Raw genomic sequence first — 25920 nt, forward strand, 5'->3', positions numbered from 1 at the left:
AAACTTCGTGGACTAACCGCGAGCATTCATAGGAGACGATCAGATGAACCTGATTGCTGAGATCGAGGCGGAACAAATCGCCGAACTGGGGAAAGAAATCCCAGACTTCCGCGCCGGTGACACCATCCGCGTGGGCTTTAAAGTGACCGAAGGTACACGTACCCGCGTTCAGAACTACGAAGGCGTCTGCATTGCACGCAACAACGGCCACGGCATTGCCGGTTCGTTCACCGTGCGCAAGATTTCCTTTGGTGAAGGCGTAGAGCGCGTATTCCCGCTGCACTCCACCAACATCGAAAGCATCACCGTTGTCCGTCGTGGCCGTGTGCGTCGTGCGAAACTGTACTACCTGCGCTCGCGTCGTGGTAAGTCGGCACGTATCGTTGAAAACGTACACTACAAGCCAAAATCTGGCGCGAACGCGTAAGGAGAGCTGTCATGAAAGCCGATACACACCCCGATTACCACACCATCAACGTCAAAATGACAGATGGCACCGTTGTGGAAATGAAATCGACCTACGGCAAAGAAGGCGACCAACTGGCGCTGGATATTGACCCCTCCGTGCACCCTGCATGGAACGGCGGCACATCCCGCCTGATGGATACCGGCGGCCGCGTGTCCAAGTTCAAAAACAAATACGCAGGTCTGGGCTTCTAAACCCTTTCCATTGCGGAATTCAGAAATGGCGTGCCCTCGCGGGCGCGCCATTTTTCGTTTCATGACTGTGACTTAACCCGAGGCGCGACATCGCGTCCCTGCCCAAGGGTCAGGTCACATTTTACGGAACAAAGCGGCGGCTGTTTAGGTTTTAGAAAGCAACTACGGCCCATAGTCCTCTCAGCCCTCCACGAAAGGTTCGCTGATGCCCGCTTTCCCGCTCTCTACCCCACCCCGACCGGCTCGCGGTGCCAACAGCGGCAAGGCCCCGCGCGCGCAGGCTGATCCCGCCCCCCTCCCGGTCGAGGATTTGACCGCAGCCCGCGATCTGGTCGCCCGTGGCAGCTATGCGCAGGCGCTGGTGCTTGCTGGCGCGCTGGAACGTTTGCACGGGCCCCATGATGCGCTGACCCAGATCGCCGCTGATTGCCGCGCCCATCTGGCTGTGACCCAGGATACCGCCGTCGCGATCGACACCGGCGGCATGGGCGCGCACACCCCGCCGCTGCGCCGATCGGGCTAGCGGGCACTGCCCCTGCGCGGCGCGTTCCAGCGGGTGAATTTCGCAACAATAACCACAATCTAGAGCCACAAACGCTTTCAAAAGCGCCATCGCTGCCATATGGTTTTTCCCAATGTGACCCCGATAAAAACGGGGAGTGAAAGGGACAAAAGGCAATGGCGCATATCATCGTCGTCGGGAATGAAAAAGGCGGGGCGGGGAAATCCACCGTTTCGATGCATGTGGCGACAGCCCTTGCACGGATGGGGCATAAGACCAGCGTGCTGGATCTGGACCTGCGCCAACGCACCTTCGGGCGCTATGTCGACAACCGTAAATCCTTCCTCGCCAGTGCCGAGCTCGATCTCCCCTCGCCCGAGATGCACGAATTGCCAGAGATCGAGGCAAGCAGCTTGCAGCCCGGCGAAAACATCTACGACCACCGCCTCAGCGCCGCCGTGGCAGAGCTTGAACCGACGTCCGATTTCATCCTGATCGACTGCCCGGGGTCCCATACCCGTCTCAGCCAGGTGGCGCATTCGCTTGCCGACACGCTGATCACGCCGCTGAACGACAGCTTTATCGATTTCGATCTGCTGGCGCGCACCGACGCTATGGGCGACAAGATCACCGGCCCTTCCGTCTATTCCGAAATGGTCTGGAACGCGCGGCAGTTGCGGGCACAAGCGGGCCTTGCCCCGATCGACTGGATCGTCGTGCGCAACCGCATGGGCGCGCAGCGCATGGTGAACAAGGACAAGATGGAACGCGCCATCGCCAACCTGAGCAAACGCATCGGGTTCCGCATTGCCCCCGGTTTTAACGAACGCGTCATCTTCCGCGAGCTCTTCCCCCGTGGCCTGACCCTGCTCGACCTCAAGGATATCGGCGTCAAGCAGCTGAACATCTCGAATGTCGCGGCACGGCAAGAGCTGCGCGACCTGATGAAAGCGCTGGACCTACCCGGCGTCGACATCAACTTTTGAACCTGCGCGCGGGGGCATGTGCCCCCCGTCGCCCTCCCCTTCGCCCTCTGGCCCCCGACAGCTCGCCGTCAGCCCGCGCTGCCCTGCCCCGCCGCCAGCTTCACCAGCAACCGCTTCAGCGTCTCCCGCTCCGCCGCCGTTAAATCCGCCGTCAGACGCGCATCATAGGCCTTTGCCACCTCGTAAAGATGCTCATAGGCCGCGCGACCCTGTGTCGTCAGGGACAGCATCTCGGTCCGCCGGTCCTGATCCCCGCGCAGCCGCGTCACAAAGCGTCGCTCTGTCAACTTTTGCACCGCACGGCTGATCTTGGTCTTATGCATATTCGCCCGCTGCCCGATATCGCTGGCCGTCATCTCGCCATAAAGCCCCAGATGAAACAGCACCCGCCACTCGGTCCGCAGCATGCCGTAGCGATCTTTATAGGTGCGCTGAAACGCCAGACTGCTCGCTTCCGCTGCCTGATTTAGAAGGTAGGGCAGAAAATGGGTCAGCTCGAAATTCCGGTCTGGCATCAGGGCAATCGCTTGTTAGTTACACAAAGGACTATTACCAACGAAGCAGATTTTGCAAGGTAGCTTTCAGGCACCCGCAGCGACACGCAAGGAACACCGATGACATTGCTTACCTCTTGGGTTGAAAGCGCGAACAGCGCCGACACCGACTTCCCGCTCAACAACCTGCCTTACGGTGTGTTTTCCACCGACACGCTCGAACCGCGCTGCGGCGTGGCGATCGGGGATATGGTGCTCGACATGGCCGCGGTAGAGGCCGAAGACCTGATCCTGCTCCACTTCGATCCCGTCTTCGATGTGCCCTTTTGGAATGACGTCATGGATCTGGGCCCCGACGCATGGGCCACCCTGCGCGACCGCCTGACCGACCTGCTGGCAACCGGCAGCCCCGACCAGGCCAAGGTCGCCCCGCATCTTGTCCCCATGGCTGACATCCGCCTGCACATGCCGATTGTCGTCTCGGAATACACCGATTTCTACGCGGGCCGGCACCATGCCACCAACGTCGGCACCATGTTTCGGGGCGCGGAAAACGCGCTGCCCCCGAACTGGCTGCACATGCCCATCGGCTATAACGGCCGCGCCTCGACCGTTGTCGTCTCCGGCACCGACATCCGTCGGCCCAACGGGCAGATCAAAGCGGCGGACGCCGAGACCCCGCATTTCGGCCCCAGCCAGCGCCTTGATATCGAGCTCGAGATGGGGGCCATCGTCGGCACCTCCACCGATATGGGCGACACCCCCAGCGTGGCCGAAGCGGACGAGATGATCTTTGGCTATGTGCTGCTGAATGATTGGTCCGCGCGCGACATTCAGGCGTGGGAGTATCAACCGCTCGGGCCGTTTCAGGCCAAGGCCTTCGCCACCAGCATCTCTCCGTGGATCGTGACGAAAGCGGCGCTTGAACCGTTCCGCGCCTCCACGCCCGAGCGCGAGGTTGATCTGCTGCCCTATCTGGCAGAGCCGAAACCGATGCTCTACGACATTGACCTGTCTGTGATCATCCAGCCCGATGGCGGCGCACAACAGGTCATCGCGCATACCAATTACAACACGATGTATTATTCCGCCCCGCAACAGCTGGCGCATCACGCGGCGTCGGGCTGCGCGATGAACGCGGGCGATCTGCTCGGCTCCGGCACCATATCCGGCCCCGACAAAGATGCCCGCGGCAGCCTGCTTGAACTCAGCTGGGGCGGCGCGGAACCGATCGCGCTGAACGATGGCACCACCCGCAGCTTTGTGCAGGACGGTGATACGATGATCCTGACCGGCCACGCCGCAGGCGACGGGTATCGCATCGGCTTCGGGGCCTGCACAGGTACGATCCTCCCCGCGAAACCCACGCCATAACCGCGCTTCATTTTGCCAAATAAACTCCCGCCGGAGGCGCCCGAGAGCGCGCCACGGGTCGCGCGTCTGATCCTGAACCGGATCGGGCGCGCAGTGCTTTTTGCGCAAACTCCGGAGACCGCCGCTGCTGCGGGTTGACGCACCGCCGCGCAATGCTTGAAACTCTGTGATACATGCTAGTTACATTCCTAGCCAATAAACGCAGCAAAGCTGCATCACCGCAAAGCATCCAGCGCCTGTGCTTGTGCTTCGTATCCGCCGCCCGAACCACAGGGGCAGCACCCGACCAGAGAGGAAGATCATGACGTTCTTAACCCGTACCGGCACCCCCTTACCCGCCGCCATTCACGCCTCTGCCGAAGCTGCCAAACGCGATCCGGTCAGCCGACGCGAATTTCTGGCTCTCGCCAGCGCCTTTGGGGCCACGGCGACAACCGCCTATGCGATGATCGGCATGGCAGCGCCCGCACATGCGGCCGCGCATAAATCCGGCGGCACCGTACGGATGCAGATGGAGGTCCGCGCGTTGAAAGACCCGCGCACCTACGACTGGTCGCAGATCGCCAACATCACCCGTGGCTGGCTTGAATATCTCGCGATCTGGGAGAATGACGGTACCTTCACCCCCGCATTGCTCGAAAGCTGGGAGATCAACGAAGACGCCACCGAATATGTGCTGAACGTGCGCAAAGGTGTCACGTGGAACGATGGCACGCCCTTCACCGCCAACGATGTGGCGCGCAACATCACGGGCTGGTGCGATAAATCGGTCGAGGGCAACTCGATGGCCGGGCGCTTTGCCACGCTGATCGACGAGGACTCCGGTCAGGCGATCGAAGGCGCGATCACCGTGGTGGATGACCATACGGTCAAGCTGTCGCTGCCCCGCCCCGACATCACCCTGATCCCCGGCATGGCCGATTACCCCGCCGCCATCGTCCCCGAAGGGTTTGATCCGGAAACCATGCTCGACAACCCAGTCGGCACCGGTGCCTACCTGCCCGAATCTGTCGAAGTCGGGATCAAGGCCGTGTTGGTCAAGAACCCCGACCACACGTGGTGGGGCACCGAGGTCTACGGCGGGCCCTATATCGACCGGCTGGAATACATCGACTACGGCACTGACCCTTCGGCCTTTGTCGCCGCCGCCGAAGCAGAAGAGATCGACGCCACCTATTCCATCGAGGGTGAATTCATCGACGTGTTCAGCACGCTGGACGGCTGGAACCAGAACGAAATCGCCACGGGTGCGACTATTGTGATCCGCCCCAACCAACTGGCCGAGGTGGATGGCAAGACACCCTACGCCGATGCGCGTGTCCGCCGAGCGCTGGCCATGGCGGTCGATAACGCCGTGCTGCTTGAACTGGGCTATGCCGGTCGCGGGCTGGTGGCCGAAAACCACCATGTCGGCCCGATGCACCCCGAATATGCCGAGCTTCCCCCGCGCGAGGCGGACCCCGAAGGTGCCCGCGCCCTGATGGAAGAGGCCGGCATGGCCGACTACGAGCACGAGCTGTTTTCCATCGACGACGCATGGCGCAAGGACACCACAGATGCGGTCGCCGCACAGTTGCGCGACGCTGGCATCAAGGTGAAACGCACGATCCTGCCCGGGTCGACCTTCTGGAACGACTGGACGAAATACCCCTTCTCCTCGACCAACTGGAACGCGCGTCCGCTGGGTGTGCAGATCTGGGCGTTGGCCTATCGCTCGGGCGAGGCGTGGAACGAATTTGGCTGGTCCAACCCCGAATTCGACGCCCTCCTGACCGAGGCCCTGTCGGTCGCCGATGTCGAAAAACGTCGCGCTCTGATGGCCAAGGGCGAAGCGCTGATCCAGAACGAAGGCGTCACGATCCAGCCTTACTGGCGCTCGCTTTATAATCACACCCGCGAAGGGCTGGTCGGGGCCGGACACCACATCGGCTTTGAATACCACCCTGCGCGGATGGCCTGGACGTCGTAACCACCCGTTTGCCATTCCCAAAACAAAAGGGCCGCGTCTGACGCGGCCCTTTTTTCATGTCACAGCGCTGTGCCCTGTCAGGGCAGCAGGAACAGCGTGATCGCGGGGAACATCACCAGAATGATCACCCGCACGATGTCGGAGCCGACAAAATACATCACGGCCTTATAGGTCTCTGTCATCGGGGTTTCACGGTCCATCGAGTTGATGATGAACAGGTTCATCCCCACCGGCGGCGTGATCAGACCCACCTCGACCACGATCAGCACAAGGATGCCGAACCAGATCGCCAGATGCTCTGTGCTCATCCCGAAATCCATCGCCGAAATGACGGGGAAAAAGATCGGCACTGTCAGCAGGATCATCGACAGGCTGTCCATCAGGCAGCCGAAAACGAGGTAGAAGACAAGGATCACGACCAACACGAACCACGGGCTATAGCCCTGCCCCACGACCCAGTCAGCCATGAATTGCGGCACGCCCGACAGGGCCAGAAAGCCGTTATAGAACCCCGCCCCCAGCACGATGAAAAAGATCATCCCCGTGGTCTTGGCCGTGCCCATCAGGCTTTCGCGCAAGACGGCCCAGTTCAGAGTGCCTGCCAGCAACGCCGCCAGACCAGTGCCCGCAGCGCCCACAGCCGCGCCTTCGGTCGGGGTGAACCACCCCAGATAGATGCCGCCCACGACGACGAAAAAGATCACCAGCACCGGCCACGTATTCGCCAGCGCCTTGAAGCGGTCCCCCATGGGCACCGCAGGGCGCACGCCCGCCGATTTGGGGTTCAGACGCACATAGATCGAGATCGTGATAACATAGCCGATGGCCGCCAGCACACCGGGCAGGAAGGCCGCCAGAAACAGTTTGGCGATATTCTGTTCGGTCAGGATCGCATAGATCACCAGAATGACCGACGGCGGGATCAGGATGCCCAATGTCCCCCCCGCGGCCAGTGTCGCGGTGGAAAACCCGCCGGAATAGCCATAGCGGCGCAGCTCGGGCAGCGCGACCTTCGACATGGTCGCCGCTGTCGCCAGCGAGCTGCCGCAGATCGCGCCAAAGCCCGCGCAGGCCCCCACGGCCGCCATCGCCACACCCCCGCGACGATGCCCCAGAAAGCTCTCTGCCGCTTTGAACAGGGCCTGGCTCATTCCCGATAGGGTCGCGAATTGGCCCATCAGCAGGAACATGGGAATGATGCTCAGCGAATAGCTGGAAAACGTCGTGTAGGTCTCGGACTTGAGCTTTGACAGCAGCGGCGTGGGGTTGCCCCCCATCGCCAGATACCAGCCGCCAAACCCGCACAGCAGCATCGCCAGCCCGATGGGGGCCCGCAAAAAGATCATCAGCAGCAGCACCGGAAAGGACCAGAAGCCCAGTTCTAGGTTGGTCATCTTAATGGGCCCCTTGTTCGCTGGGAAGAATATCGGTGCCGCGGATCGCCTCTATCACGCGGATCACGGCGCAATAGACAGACACAACACTGGCAATCACGCCGGACGCAAAGCTGGCGGCATAGGCCCACCACACCGGAAATTGCAGGAACAATGTCGTCTCGCCATTGCCAAGATAGCGTTGCATCCCTTCGTAGAGACGCCAGATGATCAGCACGATCACCGCGGCCAGAACGACCTCCCAAAAAGCAATGATCCAGCGGTTCACCCGCGCCGGCAGGAAAGAGGTAAACACATCCACCGTGGCATGGGCGCCGTAATACTGGCAGATCGGCAGGAACGAGAAGATGGCGAAAGCGACCCCCGCCTCCAGCAATTCATAATTGCCGTTGATCTCGCCGATGCCCATGTCAATCAGCCCCTGCGACAGGCCGGTCAGCTTCTCCTGAAAGAAGGGGCTATGCAGCATCTTGTTGACCGTGCGCCCGATGATAGAGGCCGTGGTCATCAGCACCAGTGCCATCAGCACCAGCCCTCCGATCACGGCGGTAAAGCGGGCAAGAAAATATATCAGCCGACGCATGGTTCTCTCAATCTTGTCTAGGTATTTTGGGGTGTATCAAGCAATCAGGCCCGCGGCGCAGGGATGCACCGCGGGCCTGCTATCGTCGTCAGGGATTACTTGCCGTAGGCATCCATCAATTCGCGCGCTTCGTCGATCAGCGCCTGACCGTCGATGCCCTTGCTGTCCATATCGGCAATCCAGCTGTCATAGATCGGCTGCGACGCGTCGCGCCAGACCTGGGTCTCTTCTTCGTTCAGCTCGACGATGTTGTTGCCCAGATCAACCGCGACCTGACGCGCGGGGCCATCGGCATCCGCCTGTGTGCCCCCCGCAAAGACCGAGAATTCCAGACCGGAGTTTTCATCCAGAACCTTTTTCAGCTCATCCGACAGCCCGTCATAGCGGTCCTTGTTCATCGCCAGCACAAACGTCAGCGTATAAAGTGCGGCACCGTCAAATTCGGTGTGGTTCTTCACCAGTTCCGGCACTTTCAACGATGGCGTCACTTCCCACGGGATCGTGGTGCCGTCGATCACGCCCTTGGACAGACCTTCGGGAATCGCCGGAACCGGCATGCCCACTGGCGTCGCGCCGGTAATCTCGAGCAGCTGGTTCACCAGACGCGACCCGCCGCGAATCTTCAGACCCTGCATATCGTCGGGCGACCGCACTTCGGTGTTGGTGTGCAGCATGCCGGGGCCGTGAACCCATGTGCCCAGAATATGTACGTCCTTGAACTCGGTGTCTTTCATATGCTTTTCGAACATCTGCCAATAGGCAGAGCTCGCCGCGCGGGCGTCGGTGACCATAAAGGGCAGCTCGAACACTTCGGTCGTGGGATAGCGACCGGGGGTATAGCCCACCACGGTCCAGACGATATCGGCCACACCGTCAATCGCCTGGTCCATCAGCTCCGGTGGCTTCCCGCCAAGCTGCATGGAGGGGTAGCGTTCAATCTTGATCTTGTTGTCGCTGGCGGCTTCGACCTTATCGGCCCAGACATCCAGAATAAGTTTGGGCACATTGGCCTGTGGCGGCAGGAACTGGTGCATGCGCAGGGTGACCTCTTGCGCCATCGCGCCGGTCGCGCTCATGCCAACGGCAAGGGCCGCACCCGCGATCCCCATCAGGGTTCTTCTCATCATCATTCTAATCTCCCGTGTTCAGTCAAAACGGACCGCTCTGTTGCCGAGCAGTTCCGAGCCTTTAGCTGAGTGACACTCTGACACCAGCGACAGGGGATTATCAATCACCTCCGGTACAAGCGGATGAAAAACACGCAGCTCGGGAACACGACACACGACAGGCCATGCTGAACAACAGCTATCCTACAAAAGTCACATCTATGCGGGGGGGGAGATGGTGGCGTTACCTGGATTTGAACCAGGGACCTAACGATTATGAGTCGTTCGCTCTAACCAACTGAGCTATAACGCCATCGGCGCTCCGAGTATGACAGGCTTCGGCCCCCGTCAAGAGCCAAAGCCAATCTTATTTGATTATTCGCCCTCGCGCACCGTATCAATCATGCGCTGCACGTTGTCAGGGTCGGCATCCGGCGTGATCCCGTGACCAAGGTTAAAGATATGCGGGCCCTTGGAGAAGGCTTTGACGATCTGGCGCGTCTCATCCACCAGCGCCTGCCCGCCGGTAACCATATGGGTCGATGCAAGGTTGCCCTGCACGCAACCGTCCACCTGCACATGTTTGGCCGCCCAATCCGCCGAGACGGAATTATCCAGCGCCACACAATCCACCCCCGTCGCCTTGGCGAAGCCGATGTATTTATCGCCGGCCTCGCGCGGGAAACCGATGATCGGAATACCGGGGTGGCGCTTCTTCAGCTCTTGCGTGATCTCGCGCGCAGGGGTCAGCGCGTATTTCTCGAAAGCATCGCCCGGCAGCGACCCCGCCCAGCTGTCAAAGATCTTCATCACCTCGGCGCCTGCGTCAATTTGCGCAGACATATATTCGATGGTTGCCTTGGTAATCAGGTCCAACAGCTTCTCGAACAGGGCGTTATCCTGGGTGCGCAGCAGATGCGCAGGCCCCTGATCCTTGGTCCCCTGCCCCGCGATCATATAGGTCGCGACAGTCCAGGGCGCACCGGCAAAGCCGATCAACGTCGTCTCGCGCGGCAGCTCACCGGCAAGGTTGCGCACCGTCTGATAGATCGGGTTCAACGTCTCGTGGATATCGCCCACGGGCCGCAGCTGGTCAAAATCCGCCTGTGTGGTGACCGTGGACAGGCGCGGCCCTTCGCCGGTGACAAACCACAGATCAGCGCCAAGTGCCTGAGGTACAAGCAAAATATCCGCAAAGAGGATCGCCGCATCAAACCCGTAACGACGGATCGGCTGCAAGGTGACCTCGGTCGCCAGCTCGGGGTTGTAGCACAAAGACAGGAAATCCCCCGCCTGCGCCCGCGTCGCCTTATACTCGGGCAGATAGCGCCCGGCCTGCCGCATCATCCAGATCGGCGGCACCGGCAGCGTCTCTCCGGCCAATGAACGCAGAATGGTTTTGCTTTGCGTGTCGGTCTGCGGCATCGGGAATTCCTACTCTTCAATGGTTTTGTCTTAGGTCAAGATGTAGCGCCGCGATGTCAAGGCAATGGCACCGCTTGTCAGATCAAATCCACACCCCTAAAGAAGAGCCATGACTGTGAACCTGCCCACCCCCGAAAACCCCATGCGCATCGGCACCCGCGGCTCGCCACTGGCGATGGCCCAGGCCTATGAAACCCGCGCCCGTCTGGCCGCCGCGTTTGAAATCCCGCAGGCGGCGTTTGAAATCGTCGTGATCAAAGTCACCGGCGATGTCATTCAGGATCGCCCGCTCAAGGACATCGGCGGCAAGGGCCTGTTCACCCGCGAAATCGAAGAAGACCTGCTGGCGGGCAAAATCGACATCGCCGTGCATTCGATGAAAGACATGCCCACGATCCAGCCGGGGGGCCTGCTGCTTGATACCTACCTGCCGCGCGAAGACCCCCGCGACGCCTTTGTCGCGCCCACCCTCTCGGCGCTGGACCAACTGGCCGAAAGCGCGGTCGTCGGCACCTCCAGCCTGCGCCGCCGTGCGCAGCTGCTGCACCAGCGTCCCGACCTGCAGGTCGTCGAATTCCGCGGCAATGTGCAGACGCGGCTGAAAAAGCTCGCCGATGGTGTGGCCGAATGTACCTTCCTCGCCGTGGCCGGTCTGAACCGTTTGGGCATGCAACACGTCCCCGCCACGCCGATCGACGATACGCTGATGCTGCCCGCGGTGGCGCAAGGGGCCATTGGCATCGAACGCCGCGCCGGTGACCTTGATACCGAAGCCATGCTCGCCGCGATCCACGACACCCCCACGGGCCAACGTCTGGCCGCCGAGCGCGCCTTTCTGCTCACGCTTGACGGATCCTGCGAGACACCGATCGCCGGGCTGGCCACGCTGGACGGCGACACGCTCCACCTGCGCGGCCAGGTCCTGCGCCCCGACGGGTCAGAGGCGATTGCCGGCGACCGCAGCGGCCCTATTGCGCAAGGCGGCCAGATGGGCGTCGATCTGGCGCAGGACCTGCTGGCCCAGGCAGGCCCCGGCTTCTTCGACTGGCACGTCAAAGGATAACATCCAAAATATATTCGCGCTCTGTTTGAAACTAAGCGCAGCATGGCCCCGTTGCTTCGGCATGATCACCAAATGATCACGATATAAACCGAGGAGACCACCATGACTTTCGCTAAAAAGATGATGACCGCAACCGCAGCTCTGGCCCTGACTGCTGGTGCGGCTTTCGCCGACGAGATGAAGAACCCCATGGTCGGTGGTGCTGAAATGTTCGCCGACAAGAACATCGTTGAAAACGCCGTGAACTCTGCCGACCACACCACATTGGTTGCTGCTGTGAAAGCGGCCGGTCTGGTTGATACCCTCGCAGGCGAAGGCCCCTTCACCGTGTTCGCCCCCACCAACGCCGGTTTCGACCGTCTTGAGCCAGGCACCGTCGAAATGCTGGTCAAGCCCGAGAACAAAGAGCGTCTGACCGAAATCCTCACCTGCCACGTGGTCGGCAAGGCCGTGATGGCTGACGCGCTGCAGGGCATGATCAAGGACGACGGCGGCGAGCACCCCGTGCCGACACTGGGCGGCTGCACGCTGCAAGCCTCCTACGCCGATGATGGCCGCGTGATCCTGACGGACGAGAACGGCAATACGGCCTTCATCGAAATCGCGGATGTCAAACAGTCCAACGGTGTGATCCACGTTATCGACGGCGTGATGCTGCCAAAGCAATAAGCTGATACCGGTTTAGACGAAAAGGCCCCCGACCTGCACGGTCGGGGGCCTTCTTCATTCCAAATGGCAGCTATCCCGGGGGAGCCCGCAGGGCGGGGGCTGGCCCCCTAGATCCACTTCGCTAAAGGCGGCAGGCTCATGAGAACCGCATTGGCGTCATGGCCCGTTTCCAGCCCGAATTTCGTACCGCGGTCATAGACAAGGTTATATTCCGCATAAAGCCCGCGATGTACCAGCTGCGCTTCTTTGTCTGCCTCTGACCAGTCTTGCGTGATCCGCTTTTGCACCAGCGGCAGATAGGCGGGCAGGAAGGCGCGGCCGATATCCTGTGTCAGGGCAAAATCCGCCTCCCAATCGCCTGTCGCGTGATCATCCATAAAAATACCGCCGACCCCGCGCGCGCGGTGACGGTGCGGGATATAGAAATACTCATCCGCCCAGGCCTTCAGCCGCGGGTAGAGATCGCTGCCATGAGGGTCCAGATGCGCCTTTTGCACGGCGTGGAAATGCGCGGTGTCTTCGTCATATTCGATGCAGGGGTTCAGATCGGACCCGCCCCCGAACCAGCTGGCATGGGGGGTCCAGAACAGGCGGGTGTTCATATGGACCGCCGGGGCATGCGGGTTCTGCATATGCGCGACCAGACTGATGCCCGACGCCCAGAACCGCGGGTCTTCGGCCATACCGGGGATGCCCTTGCGCGCCGCCATCGCGACTTGCGCACGCTCTCCCAAGGTGCCGAACACCGTAGAGACGTTGACGCCGACCTTTTCGAACACACGCCCGCCGCGCATCACACTCATCAGACCACCGCCCGCGTCACTGCCGTCGTCGCTGCTGCGTTTGGTCGGGGTCACCTCGAACGTGCCGGGCGCGGCATCAGACAGCGGGCCCTCGGCGTGGTCACGCTCCAGCGTCTCGAATGCCTCCACGATCTGGTCGCGCAGGCTGCGGAACCACTCAGCGGCGCGGGTCTTCTCCGCCTCGAAATCAACGGTCATGCGCAAAGCCTTTCGTTACTGCGTATTTTAGTGTGCCGGCGCGTCCACCGCGTCCAGCAAGGACCGCCCCCCGTCCACAACGATCACTTCGCCGGTCAAGAAACTGGAGCTGTCGGCGGCAAGATACTGGATCGTGTCGGCCAGCTCTGACGGCGATGCGATGCGCCCCAGAGGCGTGTGGTTGCGGATGTCGTCGCGCCACTCGCGGTTCTCGGCGCAGGACGCTTTCAGCGACCCGCTCATCACCGACCCGAAAGCCACGGCGTTCACCCGGATGCGATGCGGGGCCAGCGTCAGCGCCATCGACCGTGTCATCTGCTCAAGCGCGGCCGCCGCCATGGAATAGGCCATCAACTCGGGCCGTGTGTGCCGCGAGGTGGTCGAGCTGAGGTTGACGATGCTGCCCACGCTGCCGTCTTCCTTGCCCTCGGATTGTTTGATCATGCGTTTGGCGACCTGCTGCGTCAGCTGCATCGCGGTCATCACGTTTTCCTGCCACAGGGTTTCAACGCTGGTGTCATCATTGTCCAGCGCATCCGTCGGCAGGAACTGCCGCGAGGCATTGACCAACACGTCGACCTCGTCAAAGGCGTCAATGGTGGCAGAGACGAGGTTCGCAATCGTCAGCCGTTGCCGCAGATCGCCCGCGAAAAAGCGGATGTTGCCGTCGTCCTTGGCATCGCCCAGCTGTTCGACCAGCGCTTTCTCGTCGATGTCGGCACACATCACATTTGCGCCCTTGTCGGCGAATTGCCGGGCAATCGCCAAACCGATGCCGTTCGCGGCCCCGGTGACGATGACGCTTTTGCCAGAGATTGAGAATGACATAAATCGTTCCTTAATCAGGCGCGGCCCGCCTATCGGCGTTTGCGCAAAGGCCGTGCCGCGTGAAACAGTTTGAACCGCGCATCGCCGCCGATTTCCTCGACATGGGCGAAACGGGTTTTCAGCTCTGCCTCATAGGGCAGATGACGGTTCGCGACCATCCACAGCTTGCCTTGCGGCGACAGGATGCGTGCTGCCGTGGCAACAAACGCCTGCCCGATCTGCGGTTCAGCCGCGCGACCGATGTGGAAGGGCGGGTTCATGATCACGCTGTCCATGCGGTGGGGCGGCTCCCAGCTTGTGGCATCCTCCCATGCAAAGGACGCGCGATCATCGGTGACATTGCGGCGCGCACATTCCAGCGCCATATGTCCCGCTTCAACAAGGTAAAGGTTCTTGATGTCAGGCCGTGTCAGCGCGTGGGCCGACAAAAAGCCCCAACCGGCCCCCAGATCGGCAACCTCGGACCCGAGCTTCTCGGGCAAGGCGTCCACCAGCAGCGCCGAGGCCAGATCGACACCATCGGCGGAAAAGACCCCCGGCGCAGTCCAGAACCCGCCTTCGGTCAGCTCCGGCCCCTGACGCCAGTCGGAAAAGAACTCCGCCGCCGGTTCCGAGATCCAGAACATCTTGCCGTGGGCCTTCGAGATCGGGCCCTGCACGGTCACACGGTCGCGCATCTCGCGCAGGACACTATCGGCACCGTCGGTCTTTTGCCCGTCGATCACAACGATCCCGTCGCAGACCTCGCAGGCGGCGGCAATCACGGCGCGGGCTTCGGCCTTGGCGCGTGGCAGGCAGACGATACAGGCCGCATAGCGGTCCTTGATGGTGCGCACGACATCATAACCGCGCGCGGCCCATGCGTCATAATCCGGTTTGAAATCATGGATAATCTGCACGCGGTCCTTGTCCAGACCTGGCAAATCACTGTCACGGGGGGGCTGAAAGACGGCAATCGTCCCTTCAGCTGGCAACTCAAGACCACCGCCGTCAAGCGCCAGTTGCAGACGTGCATCAATCACGTGTTATTCTTCTTTTTCCATGGTGCATTGCAGCGGGTGCTGGTGACGCCGGGCGAAGTCCATCACCTGCGCGACTTTGGTTTCCGCGATCTCGTGGCTGAACACGCCCACGACCGCCAGCCCTTTTTTATGCACGGTCAACATGATCTCGAAGGCTTGGGCATGGTTCAGCCCGAAGAAGCGTTCAAGCACGATCACCACAAATTCCATCGGGGTGAAATCGTCGTTCAACAGCATCACCTTGTACAAAGGCGGCCGCTTGGTCTTTGGTTTGGTCTTGGTCAACAGATCGGTTTCGTCGTCGTCCCGGTCTTTGCCCGCCATCATAAGATCATCAAGGCGCATTGCTGCTCCTGCCTGAGAAGTCGTTTCAAGTGAGTCGTGTAGGCGTCTATATAACCCTAAAGCAGAATTAGAAAAGAGGGCGCGCCAAAGATGGGCAATCCGCTAACGACCATCGGTTTTGATGCCGATGACACTTTATGGCACAACGAACGCTTCTTTGCTTTGACACAGGTCAAATTCGCGGAACTTCTTGCCGATTACACCGACCGCGACAGCCTGATGGACCGGCTGCTGGAGGCAGAGCGGCGCAACATCCCCCACTATGGCTTTGGCATCAAGGGGTTCACCCTCTCGATGATCGAAACCGCGATAGAGGTCACCGAAGGCCGCGTGCCGGCCGATGTCATCTCCGAACTGCTGGCGGCGGGGCGGGATATGCTGGCCCATCCGGTCGAACTGCTGCCCGATGTGCGCGAAACCCTCGAAATCCTGCAAGACGACTATCGGCTGGTGCTGGTGACCAAGGGCGATCTGCTGGATCAGGAACGCAAGCTCGCTGAATCCGGGCTGCGTGATATGTTCACCGCGATTGAAATCGTGTCGGACAAGACCCCGCAAACCTACCAGCGCATCTTTGATACCCACGGCGACGGTCCGGCCCGCGGCATGATGATCGGGAACTCCATGAAATCGGACGTGGTGCCGATGATCCACGCGGGCGGGCATGGCGTCTATATCCCCCACGGCGTCACCTGGGCCCTAGAGCACGCCCCCGCCCCGAGTGATTCGCCCCGCTTCCACCAGATCACGCGCCTGTCCGAAGTGGCAGAACTGCTGCCCTGATCGCCGCTGTATTCTCGCCTTACCTTCGCTGCGTTGTCGCCCAACTCTTGCCACATTCCCGCCACAATCGCCCCTATAGTGGCGGAGTTTTGGGCACACGCTAAATGTGCTGCGCGGAAATCGCCGCTTTTCCGGGCTGCACCACATCGAACGCCTTTATCGAAAACACGTCCTATGGTAACCTTACCTTAATAATAATGGTCAGTTGAAAAATCGACGGCCGAGGCAGAGCAAAGGCAGTTATGATGAGAGTGCGGCGTGTGCAGCCAGCCCGGTATGGGCTATTTATTCTTGCGGCTATATGGATCTTGCTGATCCTGCCGCTCAGCGCAATGGCGGCCCCCTACGCTGCCTATGTGATCGACGCCCGAACCGGCGAAGTGTTGCACTCCCGAAACGCGGATACCCGTCTGCACCCGGCCTCCCTCACCAAAATGATGACACTTTATATCGCATTCGAGGCGATTAAACGTGGTGAGATCTCGCTCGACAGTAAGGTCAAGATCACCAGCCACGCGGCGTCCGAACCGCCCAGCAAATTGGGGCTGAAATCGGGCCAGACCATCGCCCTGCGCTACCTGATCCGCGCTGCGGCCGTCAAATCTGCCAATGACGCCGCCACCGCCATCGGGGAAGCCATCGAAGGGTCCGAAGCCAAGTTCGCCCGCCGCATGAACCGCACTGCCAAGGCGCTTGGCATGACCAACACCACCTTCAAGAACGCCCACGGCCTGACCGAATCCGGTCACATGTCGACCGCACATGACATGACCATCATGGGCCGCCACCTGCTGTATGATCACCCCGAATACTACAACCTGTTCTCGCGCATCACTGCCGATGCGGGCGTGCGCAAGGTCAGCCACACCAACCGTCGCTTCCTGTCGTCCTACAAAGGCGCCGACGGGATCAAGACCGGCTACACCCGCGCCGCTGGCTTCAACCTCACCGCCTCGGCCGAACGGGGCAATGAACGCATTATCGTGACCGTCTTCGGCGGCACCTCCACCAGCGCGCGGAACGCCAAAGTGGCCGAGCTGATGGATCTGGGCTTCCGCCGCGCCCCCTCCAGCGCACCGCTGAAAAAACCCTCCAAACCCGCTTACGCCGATGTCGAAGATACGCCCGTCGCGTCTGACGGGGCCGCGGGCAAGGTCATCCGCCTCGTGGGGGCCGTCACCACTTCCAAACGTCCCACATTGCGTCCGGGCCACCAGCCTCAGGTCGTGGTTGCCACCGCCGAGGTGCCCCAAGCGACCTCGCCGATCCTGAACTCGGACATCACCGCCGCGCTGAAAGAGGCGCAGAAAACCGCGCCGCCCGTCGTCGCAGAGGCCCCTGCCCCGACACCGGAACCCGCAGCAGAGGCGGAAACCCTGCTCGCCTCGGTCTCGGTCCGGCCCACGCTGCGCCCCTCGGCTGCCGCATCGCTGGTTGAAACCGCCGCGGTCAAACAGGTCACCCCCAAAGCGCCCCCCGCCCCCGAAGTCATCACCCGCGTGTCGACATCTGGCGGGCGTCACTGGGGCGTGAATGTGGGCCGCTACCCCAGCCGCTATGCCGCCGAGAAAGTGTTGCTGAAAACCGCATTGTCCGAAATCTCGACCCTCGACGGCAGCCTGCGCAAAGTCGTGCGTCGCCCGCAAGGGTTCGACGCCAACTTCCTTGGCATGACCCGCGAGACAGCCGATCTAGCCTGTCGCCGTCTGGTCGCCCGCAATGTGAACTGCTTTATGATCGGGCCAAGCTCTTAAGCTTGGCCTGCTCAGGTCGTCGCCTGTAACAAGGTGCGCGTATAGTCTGACTGCGGATTGTCATACAGCGTATCGACATCGCCGTATTCGACCACATCCCCCCGCTTCATCACCATCACCTTATGCGACATCGCGCGCACGACCTTCAGGTCGTGGCTGATGAACAGGTAGGCCAGCCCGTATTTGCGCTGCAGATTGCGCAGCAGGTCCACGATCTGCACCTGCACGGTCATATCCAGCGCCGAGGTCGGCTCGTCCAGCACCAGCAGCTTGGGCCGCAGCACCATCGCCCGCGCAATCGCGATCCGCTGACGTTGCCCGCCGGAAAACTCGTGCGGATAGCGGTCCATCGTGGCCGGGTCCAAACCCACCTCGATCATCACATCGCGTACCAGTTCGCGCGGATTGCGGTCGGGGTCCACCTTATGCACGCTTAGCCCTTCGGCGATGATCTGCATACAGGTCATCCGCGGCGACAGGCTGCCGAACGGATCCTGAAACACGATCTGCATATCCTTGCGCAACCGCCGCAACTGCCGCGTGGACCAACTGCGCACGTCCTGCCCCATAAAGCTGATCCCCCCTTCAGAGGAGATCAACCGCATGATCGCCAACGCCAGCGTCGTCTTGCCCGACCCGGATTCACCCACGATACCAAGGGTTTCCCCCGCGCGCACCGACAGCGACGCGTCGTTTACCGCCTTCACGTGGTCCACCGTCTTGCGCATGAACCCCTTCTGGATCGGGAACCAGACCTTCAGATGATCGGTGCTGGCGATCACCTCGGCATCGGGGGCAACCGGGTCCGGTCGGCCCGACGGCTCCGCCCCCAAAAGCTTGATCGTGTAGGGGTGCTGCGGGTTGTCAAAAATCTCGTGCGTGGGGCCGTGTTCGACAATCTCGCCCTGTTTCATCACGCAGACGCGGTCGGCAATGCGGCGCACGATGCCCAGATCATGGGTGATGAACAGCAGGCCCATGCCCTCGCTGTCTTTCAGCTCTTTCAGCAGGTCCAGTATCTGCGCCTGAATGGTCACGTCCAAGGCCGTCGTCGGCTCATCCGCGATCAGCACATCGGGCTTGTTGGCCAACGCCATCGCGATCATCACCCGTTGCCGTTGCCCACCCGACAGCTGATGCGGGTACGCACCCAACCGGCTTTCCGCATCCACGATCCCGACCTTGTCCAGCAGTTCAAGGATACGCGCCCGCGCCTCGGCCCCTGCTACGCCCTGATGCAGCGCCAGCGATTCCGCCAGCTGCTTTTCGATCGTATGCAGCGGGTTCAGCGAGGTCATCGGCTCTTGAAAGATAAAGCTGATGTCATTGCCACGCACCTTGCGCAGCAGCTTGTCGCTCGCCCCGACCATCTGCTGCCCGTCATACAGCACCGACCCCGACACCTCGGCACTGTCGCCCAACAGCGATACGGTGCTCAGGGCCGATACGGATTTACCCGAGCCGGACTCCCCCACCAGCGCCACGGTCTCCCCGCGCTGCACGGCAAAGCTCACGCCCTTGACCGCATGGGTCAACGCGCCTTCCTGACGGAAGGAGACGCGCAGGTCATCCACTTGCAGCACCGCGGCGTTCTGGGTCGAAGGCGTCATGAGAACGTCTTTCTCGGGTCAAAGGCGTCGCGGATCCCTTCAAAGATAAAGATCAGCAGCGACAGCATGATGGCAAAGGTGAAGAACGCGGTGAACGCCAGCCAAGGCGCTTGCAGGTTCTGCTTGGCTTGCAACGTCAGCTCGCCCAGGGACGGGGCCGACGACGGCAGGCCGAAGCCCAGAAAATCAAGGATCGCAAGCGTGCTGATCGTGCCGGTGATGATAAACGGCAGCATCGTCAGCATCGCGACCATCGCATTGGGCAGCATGTGGCGGAACATGATCGTCATATTCCCCACCCCAAGCGCGCGCGCCGCACGCACATATTCAAGGTTCCGCGCGCGCAGGAATTCGGCCCGCACCACACCCACCAGCGACGTCCAACTGAACAGCACCAGCAAGAACACCAGTAGCCAGAAACTGCGTCCCAGAATGGCAAACATGATGATGATCACATAAAGCGACGGGGTCGAGGTCCAGATCTCGATCACGCGCTGGAAGATCAGATCCGTCCAGCCGCCAAAGAACCCCTGCACCGCCCCCGCGATGATCCCGATCAACGATGCGGCCCCCGTCACAATCAGGGTAAAGATGATCGACAGCCGGAAGCCATGAATGACCCGCGCCAGCACGTCGCGTTTGGTGCCATCGGTGCCCAGCAGGTTCTGCCCGTTCGGCGGCAGCGGGGCCGCGCCGGGCCGGTCCACGGCGGTGTCAAAGCTATAGGGGATGGGCGGCCAGATCGACCAGCCCGCCGCAATCGCCTCGCCCGCGACCTCGCCATCCTGCGCATCCTCGATGATCCCCTCGGGGTCGTCCAGACAGTCGATCAGCCCGCCCGAGGCGATCAGACATTGCACTTCGGGGTCGCGGTACACCGCTTCGGTCAGGAAATCGCCGCCGAAGGCCGTCTCGGGGTAGAACTTGAAGATCGGCATGTAATAGTCGCCGCGATAGTTCACGAGGATCGGTTTGTCGTTGGCCACAAATTCAGCGAACAGCGAGATGCCAAACAGGATCGCGAATATCCAAAGGCTCCAATAGGCGCGACGGTTACGGGTAAAGTTACGCCAGCGGCGTTGGTTCAGCGGGGATAGCGCCATCGGGTTCAGCCCTCGCGTTTTTCAAAGTCGATGCGCGGGTCGACGACCACATACATCAGGTCAGACAGGATACCGACCAGCAGACCGATAAGGCCAAAGATGAACAGCGTCCCGAAGACGATCGGATAATCCCGCGCAACCGCCGCCTCGAACCCCAGACGGCCCAGCCCATCAAGGCTAAAGATCGTCTCGATGATCAGCGAGCCGCCAAAGAACACACCGATGAACACCGCTGGAAAGCCCGCGATCACGATCAGCATCGCGTTGCGGAAGACGTGGCCGTACAACACCTTACGCTCCGACAGGCCCTTGGCCCGCGCCGTGACGACATATTGCTTCTTGATCTCGTCCAGAAAGCTGTTCTTGGTCAGCAAGGTCAGCGTCGCAAAGGCCGAGATGGTCGAGGCCAGCACCGGCAGCGTGATGTGCCAGAAGTAATCCGCGACCTTGCCCAAGGGGCTCAGCTGGTCAAAGTTATCCGAGGTCAGCCCCCGCAGCGGAAATATCTGCCAGTAGGACCCGCCCGCGAACAGCACCAGCAGCAGGATCGCGAACAGAAAGCCCGGGATCGCATAGGCGGCGATAATCGCGCCCGATGTCCATGTATCAAAGGCCGTGCCATCCTTGACCGCCTTGCGGATGCCAAGGGGGATCGACACCAGATAGGCAATCAACGTGGACCACAGCCCCAGCGTGATCGACACGGGCAGCTTTTCCTTGATCAACTCGATCACGCTGATCGACCGGAAATAGCTGTCGCCGAAATCGAACCGCATGTAGTTCCACAGCATGTTCACGAACCGCTCTACCGGCGGTTTGTCAAAGCCGAATTCTTTCTCGAGCTCTGCGATGAATTCGGGCGGCAGGCCCCGTGCGCCAACGTAATTCTCGTTGCCGCCGGTATCTGCGGCATTCCCCGCATCCGATCCCCCGCCAGAGAACCCTTCGAACACGTCACCACCGCCCTGAATACGCGCGATCGCCTGCTCAACAGGGCCACCCGGCACAAACTGCACCAGTGCAAAGTTGATCAGCATGATCCCAAGCAACGTCGGTATGATCAGCAACAGCCGTCGAAGAATATATGCGCCCATGGCCGGCGTTTACCTCAGTGCGCCCGCAGCGCGCAAGGCGTCTGCTTTATCTGCATTGTACCACCAGAAATCGAGGTAACCCAAAGCGTAAGGCGGCTGCGTCTCGGGGTGTTCGTACTGGTCGTAATAGGCGGTCCAGAAACTGTCGTTATACCAGGTCGGGATCATGAAAAATTCATAGCGCAGTGCCCGATCCAGCGCCATCAGGCTGGCGTCCTCTTCCTCTTTCGTGTCGGCCGCCAGCGACGCGGTCACAATCGCGTCCACCAGCGGGCTGGCAAGCCCTGCAGGGTTGAACAGCGAATAGGCCGCCGCCTCTGACCCATAGCGTTGTTCCAGCCCGGTGCCTGTGCCCAGAAATGCCCCGTAGCTGTCATAGACCATGTCGTAATCGCGGTCCCGTTCGCGGGCCGTGTATTGGGAACTGTCGACTTTCTCGAGCACGGCATCAATGCCCATGTTCTGCAAATTCGACATAAAGTTTTCAATCACCGCCGACAGCGTCGCCGACCCCGAGGAGTTCAGCAAGAACCGCAACTGCAAGGGTTTGCCCTGCGCATTATAGCGTTTCCCGTCATCGCCCACGGCCCAACCGGCCTCGTCCAGCAGCTTCATCGCGCGGCGCAGGTTGCGACGGTCCGACAGGCGGCTCGCGTCCGACGTATGCGGCATCACCGCATCTTCCGTCAGCAGTTCGGGCGGCACGACATCGCCAAGGCTTTCCAGCAGTGCCAGTTCCGCCCCTTGGGGCGTGCCCGTGGCCATCAGCGGGGTATCCTGCGTAAACGACGCACGCGGCTTAAACAGCCCGTATTGCAGCGATTCATTGGTCCATTCAAAGTTGAACCCCAGGGCCACGGCCTCGCGCACGCGCTTGTCCTGCAAGACCTCGCGGCCAAGGTTGAACACGATGCCCGAGGGCGTGGGAGGCGACCCGTCGGGGATATCCTCTTTGACCACCTGCCCTGCGGTCACCTTGGGGAAGTCATAGGATGATGCCCATTGTTTCGAGCTGCCCTCGGTGCGGAAGGTATATTCACCCGCCTTGAAGGCCTCGAACGCGGAATTCTCGTCGCCGAAGTATTCGACGCGGATTTTATCGAAATTGTTGCGGCCCACATTGAACGGCAAGTCCTTGCCCCAGTAATCGGGGTTGCGTTTATACACGATGCGACGGTTCACATCGATGCTGTCGATCATATAGGGGCCGGACCCGGGCGAAGTTTCCAGCCGCGATTCGTCAAGCCGCGCGCCGGTTTCCTCGTACCATTTTTTCGACCACGCCGGCACGCCGCCGACCTGTTCGATCAGGCTGCGCCGGGACACGCCGGGGCTGAAATAGAATTTAATGGTGTAATCGTCGATCACCTCGACCTTGGGGATCAGCTTGCGCACTGCATCGGCATAGGATTTCAGCCCCTGATCCAGCAGCAGGTTGTGGCTAAAGGCGATGTCATGGGCCGTCACCGGGTCACCGGTCGAGAATTTCGCGTCTTTACGCATGTGGAACACCACCCAGTCCTTGCTCTCGGGGTATTCAAGGCTCTCGCACAGCAGGCAATAGGCTTCGCCGTAAACATCCGCGGGCACGATCTCTCCGCCGACGCCCTCGCCAAGCAGGCTTTCATACATCACCGTGCTCAACGCACCGCCACGGCCCTTGCGCGAATAGGGGTTCATCGAATCAAACGTCCCGAGGGTAGAGATTGAAATCTCGCCGCCTTTGGGGGCGTCGGGGTTCACATAGTCGAAATGGGTGTAATCGGCGGGGTATTTCAGATCCCCGTAAAAGGAATAGCCATGCGCGGTGATGATCTTGTTACTGCCCTGCGCGGCGTCATCCTGCCCCCAAGCGGCACCGCCCAGCATCGCGGCCCCGAAAACAAGCAAGGCCGCGCCAGCGACGCGCAGCATGGGGGTTTGCGATTTTGTGTCAGCACGGGCATGGGTCCGGGGCATCGGGCGTATCCTTTATAACAACAGGCGATAGACAAGGGTCGTCGCGGCAGATCACTGCCGGATACACGCTAACGGCCCGACCGCCCAAGTTACAAGTTGCGAATATGTTACCTGACTGAAAACAGGGCACTTCACAGCAAAAGGCCGCCCACGAGGGGGCGGCCTTGCAATCGGAATATGGGGTGGATCAGTTGTCCAGGCTGTCGAGATAGGCGATCACATTCGCCCGGTCTTCGATCTTGGGCAGACCCGCGAAGCCCATCGTGGTGCCTGGCGCGAAACCGGCAGGCTTGGTCAGGAAGGCGTTCAGGTTCTCGGGGGTCCATGTCTCTGCCGATTTCTCAAGCGCGCCGGAGTAGGACGCATACCCGTCAGCGGAATCAACCGGACGCCCGACAACACCGTAGAGGTAGGGACCAACCGCATTCGCACCGTCTTCAGCCTTGTGACAGGCGGAACATTTGCGGAAAACCTTTTCACCCTTGGCCGGATCAGCGGCCGCCATGATCTCGGCGAAATCGACTTCTTCAGCGGGCTCACCGCCACCAGAGGCGTCTGCCACTTCAATGACATAGCCTTGTTCGCCATGCGCTTCGGCATGATAAAGCTCTTCGCCCGCGAATTTGCCAAGCAGAAGGACAAGCCAAGCGCCAAACAGGCCGGCAGCGATTTTGGTAACGGTCATTGTATCGAACATGCGTGAAGGTCCATCGTTGGTATTCGGGCATCGTATTGCAGGCGTATCTATTGCTTTCCCTTCGTCGGGGCAAGGTGTAGTTACCGCGACCAAACGCCATAATTGGCAACGGCTTGAAGAAGGATGCCCCTGATGACCAGTAAAACCGCGCCGCGCATCGCTTTTCAAGGTGCTTTGGGGGCCTATAGCCACGAAGCCTGCCTGCAAGCCCGCCCCGACATGATCCCGGTGCCCTGCATGACCTTCGAAGGGGTGATCCGCGCCGTGCGCGAAGGCCGCGCCGATCTGGCGATGCTGCCGGTCGAAAACTCGACTTACGGGCGGGTTGCGGACATCCACCGGCTGTTACCGCAAAGCGGGCTGCGCATCATTGCAGAGGCCTTCGTGCGCGTGCGCATCAGCCTGATGGCCCATGACGGCGTGAAGCTCGAAGACATCAAACATGTGCGCGCGCATATGGTGCTGATCCCGCAGGCGCGCAGCTGGCTCGACGCCCATGGCATCACCTCAGAGGCAGCGGCAGACAGCGCAGGGGCTGCGGCGGATCTTGCAGTGTCGGAGGAACGCGATGTCGGTGTGCTGGCAAGCGAGGTCGCGGCGGATATTCACGGGCTCAAGGTGCTGGCCCGCGACATCGAGGATCTGGACCATAACACAACCCGCTTCTTGCTGATGTCGCCCGATCTGGACCAGACCCGCCGTGCGGAAAACATGCTGACCACCTTTGTCTTTCAGGTGCGCAACATCCCGGCGGCGCTTTACAAGGCCATGGGCGGTTTCGCGACCAATGGCGTCAACATGACCAAGCTGGAAAGCTACATGGCGGGCGGGTCGTTCACGGCGACACAGTTCTATGCCGATATCGAAGGCCACCCCGAAGACCCCGCCGTCGCCCGCGCGCTGGAGGAGTTGGCGCATTTCACCAACTTCATCGATATTCTGGGCGTCTACCCCGCGCATCCTGACCGTCACGGCCAGTAAACACGGCAACCGCCACCCCCCCCCCTAGCGGGGTTTGTGGTAGCGGTCTTCCATGTCCTTGGCATAGTCGCCGACACGTTTCTTGAACTTCTTGGTCAGCGAATTCTTGGCCAGTTTCAACGACTGCACCAGCAGACGGGCCGACAGGTTTTGCGGCTTGAGCTCTAGCGCGACCATGATGCGGGTGCGGCTGCGTGACAGGGCGACGAGATCAAAGCTCATGTCGCCGGTCAGCCCCTGCGAACGGGTGTTCAGCTTCATTTCGGTCGGGCGGTCAAAACGGTCCATCTCGACCTGAAGCTCGCGCCGTTTGCCGCGCATGTCAAAGGCAGCTTCCCACTGCATCCCCGGCCCCGCTTCCGCCAGCCGGTCCACGCGCTGCACCTCTGCGCCGCGGCGCATGGCGGCGCGTTCGAACTGGTCAAATTCGCACAGCATGTCGAATACCGCATCAATCGGCGCGTCGATGTCTTCTTTGGTGGAAAATTTCATGTTCTGCCTTGTTCGTCGTCTTTCCC

26 protein-coding genes and 1 tRNA gene are annotated in these 25920 nt (G+C 60.9%); 11 read left to right on the forward strand and 16 right to left on the reverse strand.

All coding sequences use genetic code 11. The annotated features are described in order from the left end of the window. Positions 1 to 43 precede the first annotated feature (43 nt). From rplS to C1J04_RS14540, 4 genes are all read left to right on the forward strand, one after another. A complete protein-coding gene (gene rplS / locus C1J04_RS14525; protein ID WP_009825361.1) occupies positions 44 to 427 on the forward strand; it encodes a 50S ribosomal protein L19 in 384 nt (127 codons plus the stop codon). Between the two features lie 11 nt (positions 428 to 438). After that, positions 439 to 660, forward strand: coding sequence for a 50S ribosomal protein L31 (gene rpmE / locus C1J04_RS14530; RefSeq protein ID WP_005849993.1), 222 nt, complete (start codon positions 439 to 441; stop codon positions 658 to 660). A 205-nt stretch (positions 661 to 865) separates the two neighbouring features. Continuing rightward, a complete protein-coding gene (locus tag C1J04_RS14535) occupies positions 866 to 1183 on the forward strand; it encodes a hypothetical protein (protein ID WP_009825362.1) in 318 nt (105 codons plus the stop codon). Positions 1184 to 1338: 155 nt separating this feature from the next. Beyond that, positions 1339 to 2148 carry a division plane positioning ATPase MipZ gene (locus C1J04_RS14540; RefSeq protein WP_005849997.1) on the forward strand — a complete coding sequence of 270 codons (810 nt, stop codon included), beginning with the start codon at positions 1339 to 1341 and terminating at the stop codon, positions 2146 to 2148. A 68-nt stretch (positions 2149 to 2216) separates the two neighbouring features. Here the strand turns inward: C1J04_RS14540 and C1J04_RS14545 are convergent, their stop codons facing one another. Then, a complete protein-coding gene (locus C1J04_RS14545) occupies positions 2217 to 2663 on the reverse strand; it encodes a MarR family winged helix-turn-helix transcriptional regulator (RefSeq protein WP_009825363.1) in 447 nt (148 codons plus the stop codon). Positions 2664 to 2762: 99 nt separating this feature from the next. Here C1J04_RS14545 and fahA point away from each other — a divergent pair, with 99 nt between their 5' ends. Together fahA and C1J04_RS14555 are read left to right on the forward strand one after the other, a co-directional pair. Further along, positions 2763 to 4016: a fumarylacetoacetase gene (gene fahA, locus C1J04_RS14550; RefSeq protein ID WP_009825364.1), complete on the forward strand. Its 1254-nt coding sequence runs from the start codon at positions 2763 to 2765 to the stop codon at positions 4014 to 4016. A gap of 301 nt (positions 4017 to 4317) precedes the next feature. Further along, the gene (locus C1J04_RS14555; RefSeq protein ID WP_009825365.1) at positions 4318 to 5985 is read left to right on the forward strand and encodes an ABC transporter substrate-binding protein; all 1668 of its coding nucleotides are present in this window, start codon (positions 4318 to 4320) and stop codon (positions 5983 to 5985) included. Between the two features lie 77 nt (positions 5986 to 6062). Here the strand turns inward: C1J04_RS14555 and C1J04_RS14560 are convergent, their stop codons facing one another. The 5 genes from C1J04_RS14560 to hemE form a co-directional block, all read right to left on the reverse strand. Next, positions 6063 to 7379, reverse strand: coding sequence for a TRAP transporter large permease (locus tag C1J04_RS14560; protein ID WP_009825366.1), 1317 nt, complete (start codon positions 7377 to 7379; stop codon positions 6063 to 6065). Position 7380: 1 nt separating this feature from the next. Further along, complete coding sequence (locus C1J04_RS14565; protein ID WP_009825367.1) at positions 7381 to 7962, reverse strand: TRAP transporter small permease; 582 nt, start codon at positions 7960 to 7962, stop codon at positions 7381 to 7383. A 95-nt stretch (positions 7963 to 8057) separates the two neighbouring features. Further along, positions 8058 to 9092: a TRAP transporter substrate-binding protein gene (locus C1J04_RS14570; protein ID WP_037953934.1), complete on the reverse strand. Its 1035-nt coding sequence runs from the start codon at positions 9090 to 9092 to the stop codon at positions 8058 to 8060. Between the two features lie 212 nt (positions 9093 to 9304). Continuing rightward, positions 9305 to 9381, reverse strand: a tRNA-Met gene (locus C1J04_RS14575). A gap of 62 nt (positions 9382 to 9443) precedes the next feature. Further along, positions 9444 to 10493, reverse strand: coding sequence for a uroporphyrinogen decarboxylase (gene hemE, locus C1J04_RS14580; RefSeq protein WP_009825368.1), 1050 nt, complete (start codon positions 10491 to 10493; stop codon positions 9444 to 9446). Between the two features lie 109 nt (positions 10494 to 10602). Here hemE and hemC point away from each other — a divergent pair, with 109 nt between their 5' ends. Then, a complete protein-coding gene (hemC, locus tag C1J04_RS14585; RefSeq protein WP_009825369.1) occupies positions 10603 to 11556 on the forward strand; it encodes a hydroxymethylbilane synthase in 954 nt (317 codons plus the stop codon). Positions 11557 to 11658: 102 nt separating this feature from the next. Beyond that, positions 11659 to 12225, forward strand: coding sequence for a fasciclin domain-containing protein (locus C1J04_RS14590; protein ID WP_037953936.1), 567 nt, complete (start codon positions 11659 to 11661; stop codon positions 12223 to 12225). 107 nt (positions 12226 to 12332) lie between these two features. On the opposite strand, the gene hemF is transcribed toward C1J04_RS14590, so the two are convergent. The 4 genes from hemF to clpS are packed head-to-tail and all read right to left on the reverse strand — an operon-like array spanning position 12333 to position 15421. Then, positions 12333 to 13226 carry an oxygen-dependent coproporphyrinogen oxidase gene (hemF, locus tag C1J04_RS14595; RefSeq protein ID WP_009825371.1) on the reverse strand — a complete coding sequence of 298 codons (894 nt, stop codon included), beginning with the start codon at positions 13224 to 13226 and terminating at the stop codon, positions 12333 to 12335. 27 nt (positions 13227 to 13253) lie between these two features. Further along, entirely contained in the window at positions 13254 to 14054 is an 801-nt protein-coding gene (locus C1J04_RS14600) for an SDR family NAD(P)-dependent oxidoreductase (RefSeq protein WP_009825372.1), read from the reverse strand. Positions 14055 to 14083: 29 nt separating this feature from the next. Further along, complete coding sequence (locus tag C1J04_RS14605; protein WP_005850024.1) at positions 14084 to 15076, reverse strand: class I SAM-dependent methyltransferase; 993 nt, start codon at positions 15074 to 15076, stop codon at positions 14084 to 14086. 3 nt (positions 15077 to 15079) lie between these two features. Continuing rightward, a complete protein-coding gene (gene clpS / locus C1J04_RS14610) occupies positions 15080 to 15421 on the reverse strand; it encodes an ATP-dependent Clp protease adapter ClpS (RefSeq protein ID WP_005850026.1) in 342 nt (113 codons plus the stop codon). 90 nt (positions 15422 to 15511) lie between these two features. Here clpS and C1J04_RS14615 point away from each other — a divergent pair, with 90 nt between their 5' ends. Both C1J04_RS14615 and C1J04_RS14620 read left to right on the forward strand, forming a co-directional pair. After that, a complete protein-coding gene (locus C1J04_RS14615; RefSeq protein ID WP_009825373.1) occupies positions 15512 to 16204 on the forward strand; it encodes an HAD family hydrolase in 693 nt (230 codons plus the stop codon). Between the two features lie 245 nt (positions 16205 to 16449). Continuing rightward, positions 16450 to 17958 (forward strand): D-alanyl-D-alanine carboxypeptidase family protein, encoded by a 1509-nt coding sequence (locus tag C1J04_RS14620; protein WP_037941210.1) that lies wholly within the window; start codon positions 16450 to 16452, stop codon positions 17956 to 17958. A gap of 11 nt (positions 17959 to 17969) precedes the next feature. Here C1J04_RS14620 and C1J04_RS14625 read toward each other — a convergent pair whose 3' ends face one another. The 5 genes from C1J04_RS14625 to C1J04_RS14645 form a co-directional block, all read right to left on the reverse strand. After that, positions 17970 to 19568 carry an ABC transporter ATP-binding protein gene (locus C1J04_RS14625; protein ID WP_009825375.1) on the reverse strand — a complete coding sequence of 533 codons (1599 nt, stop codon included), beginning with the start codon at positions 19566 to 19568 and terminating at the stop codon, positions 17970 to 17972. Continuing rightward, positions 19565 to 20671 carry an ABC transporter permease gene (locus C1J04_RS14630; RefSeq protein WP_005850032.1) on the reverse strand — a complete coding sequence of 369 codons (1107 nt, stop codon included), beginning with the start codon at positions 20669 to 20671 and terminating at the stop codon, positions 19565 to 19567. Before C1J04_RS14630 ends, C1J04_RS14625 begins: the two co-directional genes overlap by 4 nt. Before the next feature lie 5 nt (positions 20672 to 20676). Further along, on the reverse strand, positions 20677 to 21765 hold the full coding sequence (locus C1J04_RS14635) for a microcin C ABC transporter permease YejB (RefSeq protein ID WP_005850034.1): 1089 nt from the start codon (positions 21763 to 21765) through the stop codon (positions 20677 to 20679). Positions 21766 to 21774: 9 nt separating this feature from the next. Continuing rightward, the gene (locus tag C1J04_RS14640) at positions 21775 to 23724 is read right to left on the reverse strand and encodes an extracellular solute-binding protein (protein WP_009825376.1); all 1950 of its coding nucleotides are present in this window, start codon (positions 23722 to 23724) and stop codon (positions 21775 to 21777) included. A gap of 187 nt (positions 23725 to 23911) precedes the next feature. After that, on the reverse strand, positions 23912 to 24421 hold the full coding sequence (locus tag C1J04_RS14645) for a c-type cytochrome (RefSeq protein ID WP_009825377.1): 510 nt from the start codon (positions 24419 to 24421) through the stop codon (positions 23912 to 23914). A gap of 132 nt (positions 24422 to 24553) precedes the next feature. Here C1J04_RS14645 and C1J04_RS14650 point away from each other — a divergent pair, with 132 nt between their 5' ends. After that, complete coding sequence (locus C1J04_RS14650) at positions 24554 to 25402, forward strand: prephenate dehydratase (protein ID WP_037953939.1); 849 nt, start codon at positions 24554 to 24556, stop codon at positions 25400 to 25402. Positions 25403 to 25426: 24 nt separating this feature from the next. Here C1J04_RS14650 and C1J04_RS14655 read toward each other — a convergent pair whose 3' ends face one another. Further along, a complete protein-coding gene (locus C1J04_RS14655; protein ID WP_005850040.1) occupies positions 25427 to 25894 on the reverse strand; it encodes an SRPBCC family protein in 468 nt (155 codons plus the stop codon). Between the last annotated feature and the right edge of the window lie 26 nt (positions 25895 to 25920).

Origin of the sequence: Sulfitobacter sp. SK025, assembly GCF_003352105.1 — a bacterium.
GTDB classification, from domain to species: Bacteria; Pseudomonadota; Alphaproteobacteria; order Rhodobacterales; family Rhodobacteraceae; genus Sulfitobacter; species Sulfitobacter pontiacus.

Coding starts and splice junctions, on each gene's coding strand:
- clpS (WP_005850026.1), bottom strand. CDS start 15,421: ATGCGCCTTGATGATCTTATGATGGCGGGCAAAGACCGGGACGACGAC.
- C1J04_RS14615 (WP_009825373.1), top strand. CDS start 15,512: ATGGGCAATCCGCTAACGACCATCGGTTTTGATGCCGATGACACTTTA.
- C1J04_RS14560 (WP_009825366.1), bottom strand. CDS start 7,379: ATGACCAACCTAGAACTGGGCTTCTGGTCCTTTCCGGTGCTGCTGCTG.
- C1J04_RS14630 (WP_005850032.1), bottom strand. CDS start 20,671: ATGGCGCTATCCCCGCTGAACCAACGCCGCTGGCGTAACTTTACCCGT.
- C1J04_RS14545 (WP_009825363.1), bottom strand. CDS start 2,663: ATGCCAGACCGGAATTTCGAGCTGACCCATTTTCTGCCCTACCTTCTA.
- hemF (WP_009825371.1), bottom strand. CDS start 13,226: ATGACCGTTGATTTCGAGGCGGAGAAGACCCGCGCCGCTGAGTGGTTC.
- hemC (WP_009825369.1), top strand. CDS start 10,603: ATGACTGTGAACCTGCCCACCCCCGAAAACCCCATGCGCATCGGCACC.
- rpmE (WP_005849993.1), top strand. CDS start 439: ATGAAAGCCGATACACACCCCGATTACCACACCATCAACGTCAAAATG.
- C1J04_RS14590 (WP_037953936.1), top strand. CDS start 11,659: ATGACTTTCGCTAAAAAGATGATGACCGCAACCGCAGCTCTGGCCCTG.
- C1J04_RS14555 (WP_009825365.1), top strand. CDS start 4,318: ATGACGTTCTTAACCCGTACCGGCACCCCCTTACCCGCCGCCATTCAC.
- rplS (WP_009825361.1), top strand. CDS start 44: ATGAACCTGATTGCTGAGATCGAGGCGGAACAAATCGCCGAACTGGGG.
- C1J04_RS14565 (WP_009825367.1), bottom strand. CDS start 7,962: ATGCGTCGGCTGATATATTTTCTTGCCCGCTTTACCGCCGTGATCGGA.
- C1J04_RS14635 (WP_005850034.1), bottom strand. CDS start 21,765: ATGGGCGCATATATTCTTCGACGGCTGTTGCTGATCATACCGACGTTG.
- C1J04_RS14600 (WP_009825372.1), bottom strand. CDS start 14,054: ATGTCATTCTCAATCTCTGGCAAAAGCGTCATCGTCACCGGGGCCGCG.
- C1J04_RS14535 (WP_009825362.1), top strand. CDS start 866: ATGCCCGCTTTCCCGCTCTCTACCCCACCCCGACCGGCTCGCGGTGCC.
- C1J04_RS14540 (WP_005849997.1), top strand. CDS start 1,339: ATGGCGCATATCATCGTCGTCGGGAATGAAAAAGGCGGGGCGGGGAAA.
- C1J04_RS14625 (WP_009825375.1), bottom strand. CDS start 19,568: ATGACGCCTTCGACCCAGAACGCCGCGGTGCTGCAAGTGGATGACCTG.
- C1J04_RS14650 (WP_037953939.1), top strand. CDS start 24,554: ATGACCAGTAAAACCGCGCCGCGCATCGCTTTTCAAGGTGCTTTGGGG.
- C1J04_RS14655 (WP_005850040.1), bottom strand. CDS start 25,894: ATGAAATTTTCCACCAAAGAAGACATCGACGCGCCGATTGATGCGGTA.
- fahA (WP_009825364.1), top strand. CDS start 2,763: ATGACATTGCTTACCTCTTGGGTTGAAAGCGCGAACAGCGCCGACACC.
- C1J04_RS14620 (WP_037941210.1), top strand. CDS start 16,450: ATGAGAGTGCGGCGTGTGCAGCCAGCCCGGTATGGGCTATTTATTCTT.
- C1J04_RS14640 (WP_009825376.1), bottom strand. CDS start 23,724: ATGCCCCGGACCCATGCCCGTGCTGACACAAAATCGCAAACCCCCATG.
- C1J04_RS14645 (WP_009825377.1), bottom strand. CDS start 24,421: ATGTTCGATACAATGACCGTTACCAAAATCGCTGCCGGCCTGTTTGGC.
- C1J04_RS14570 (WP_037953934.1), bottom strand. CDS start 9,092: ATGATGATGAGAAGAACCCTGATGGGGATCGCGGGTGCGGCCCTTGCC.
- hemE (WP_009825368.1), bottom strand. CDS start 10,493: ATGCCGCAGACCGACACGCAAAGCAAAACCATTCTGCGTTCATTGGCC.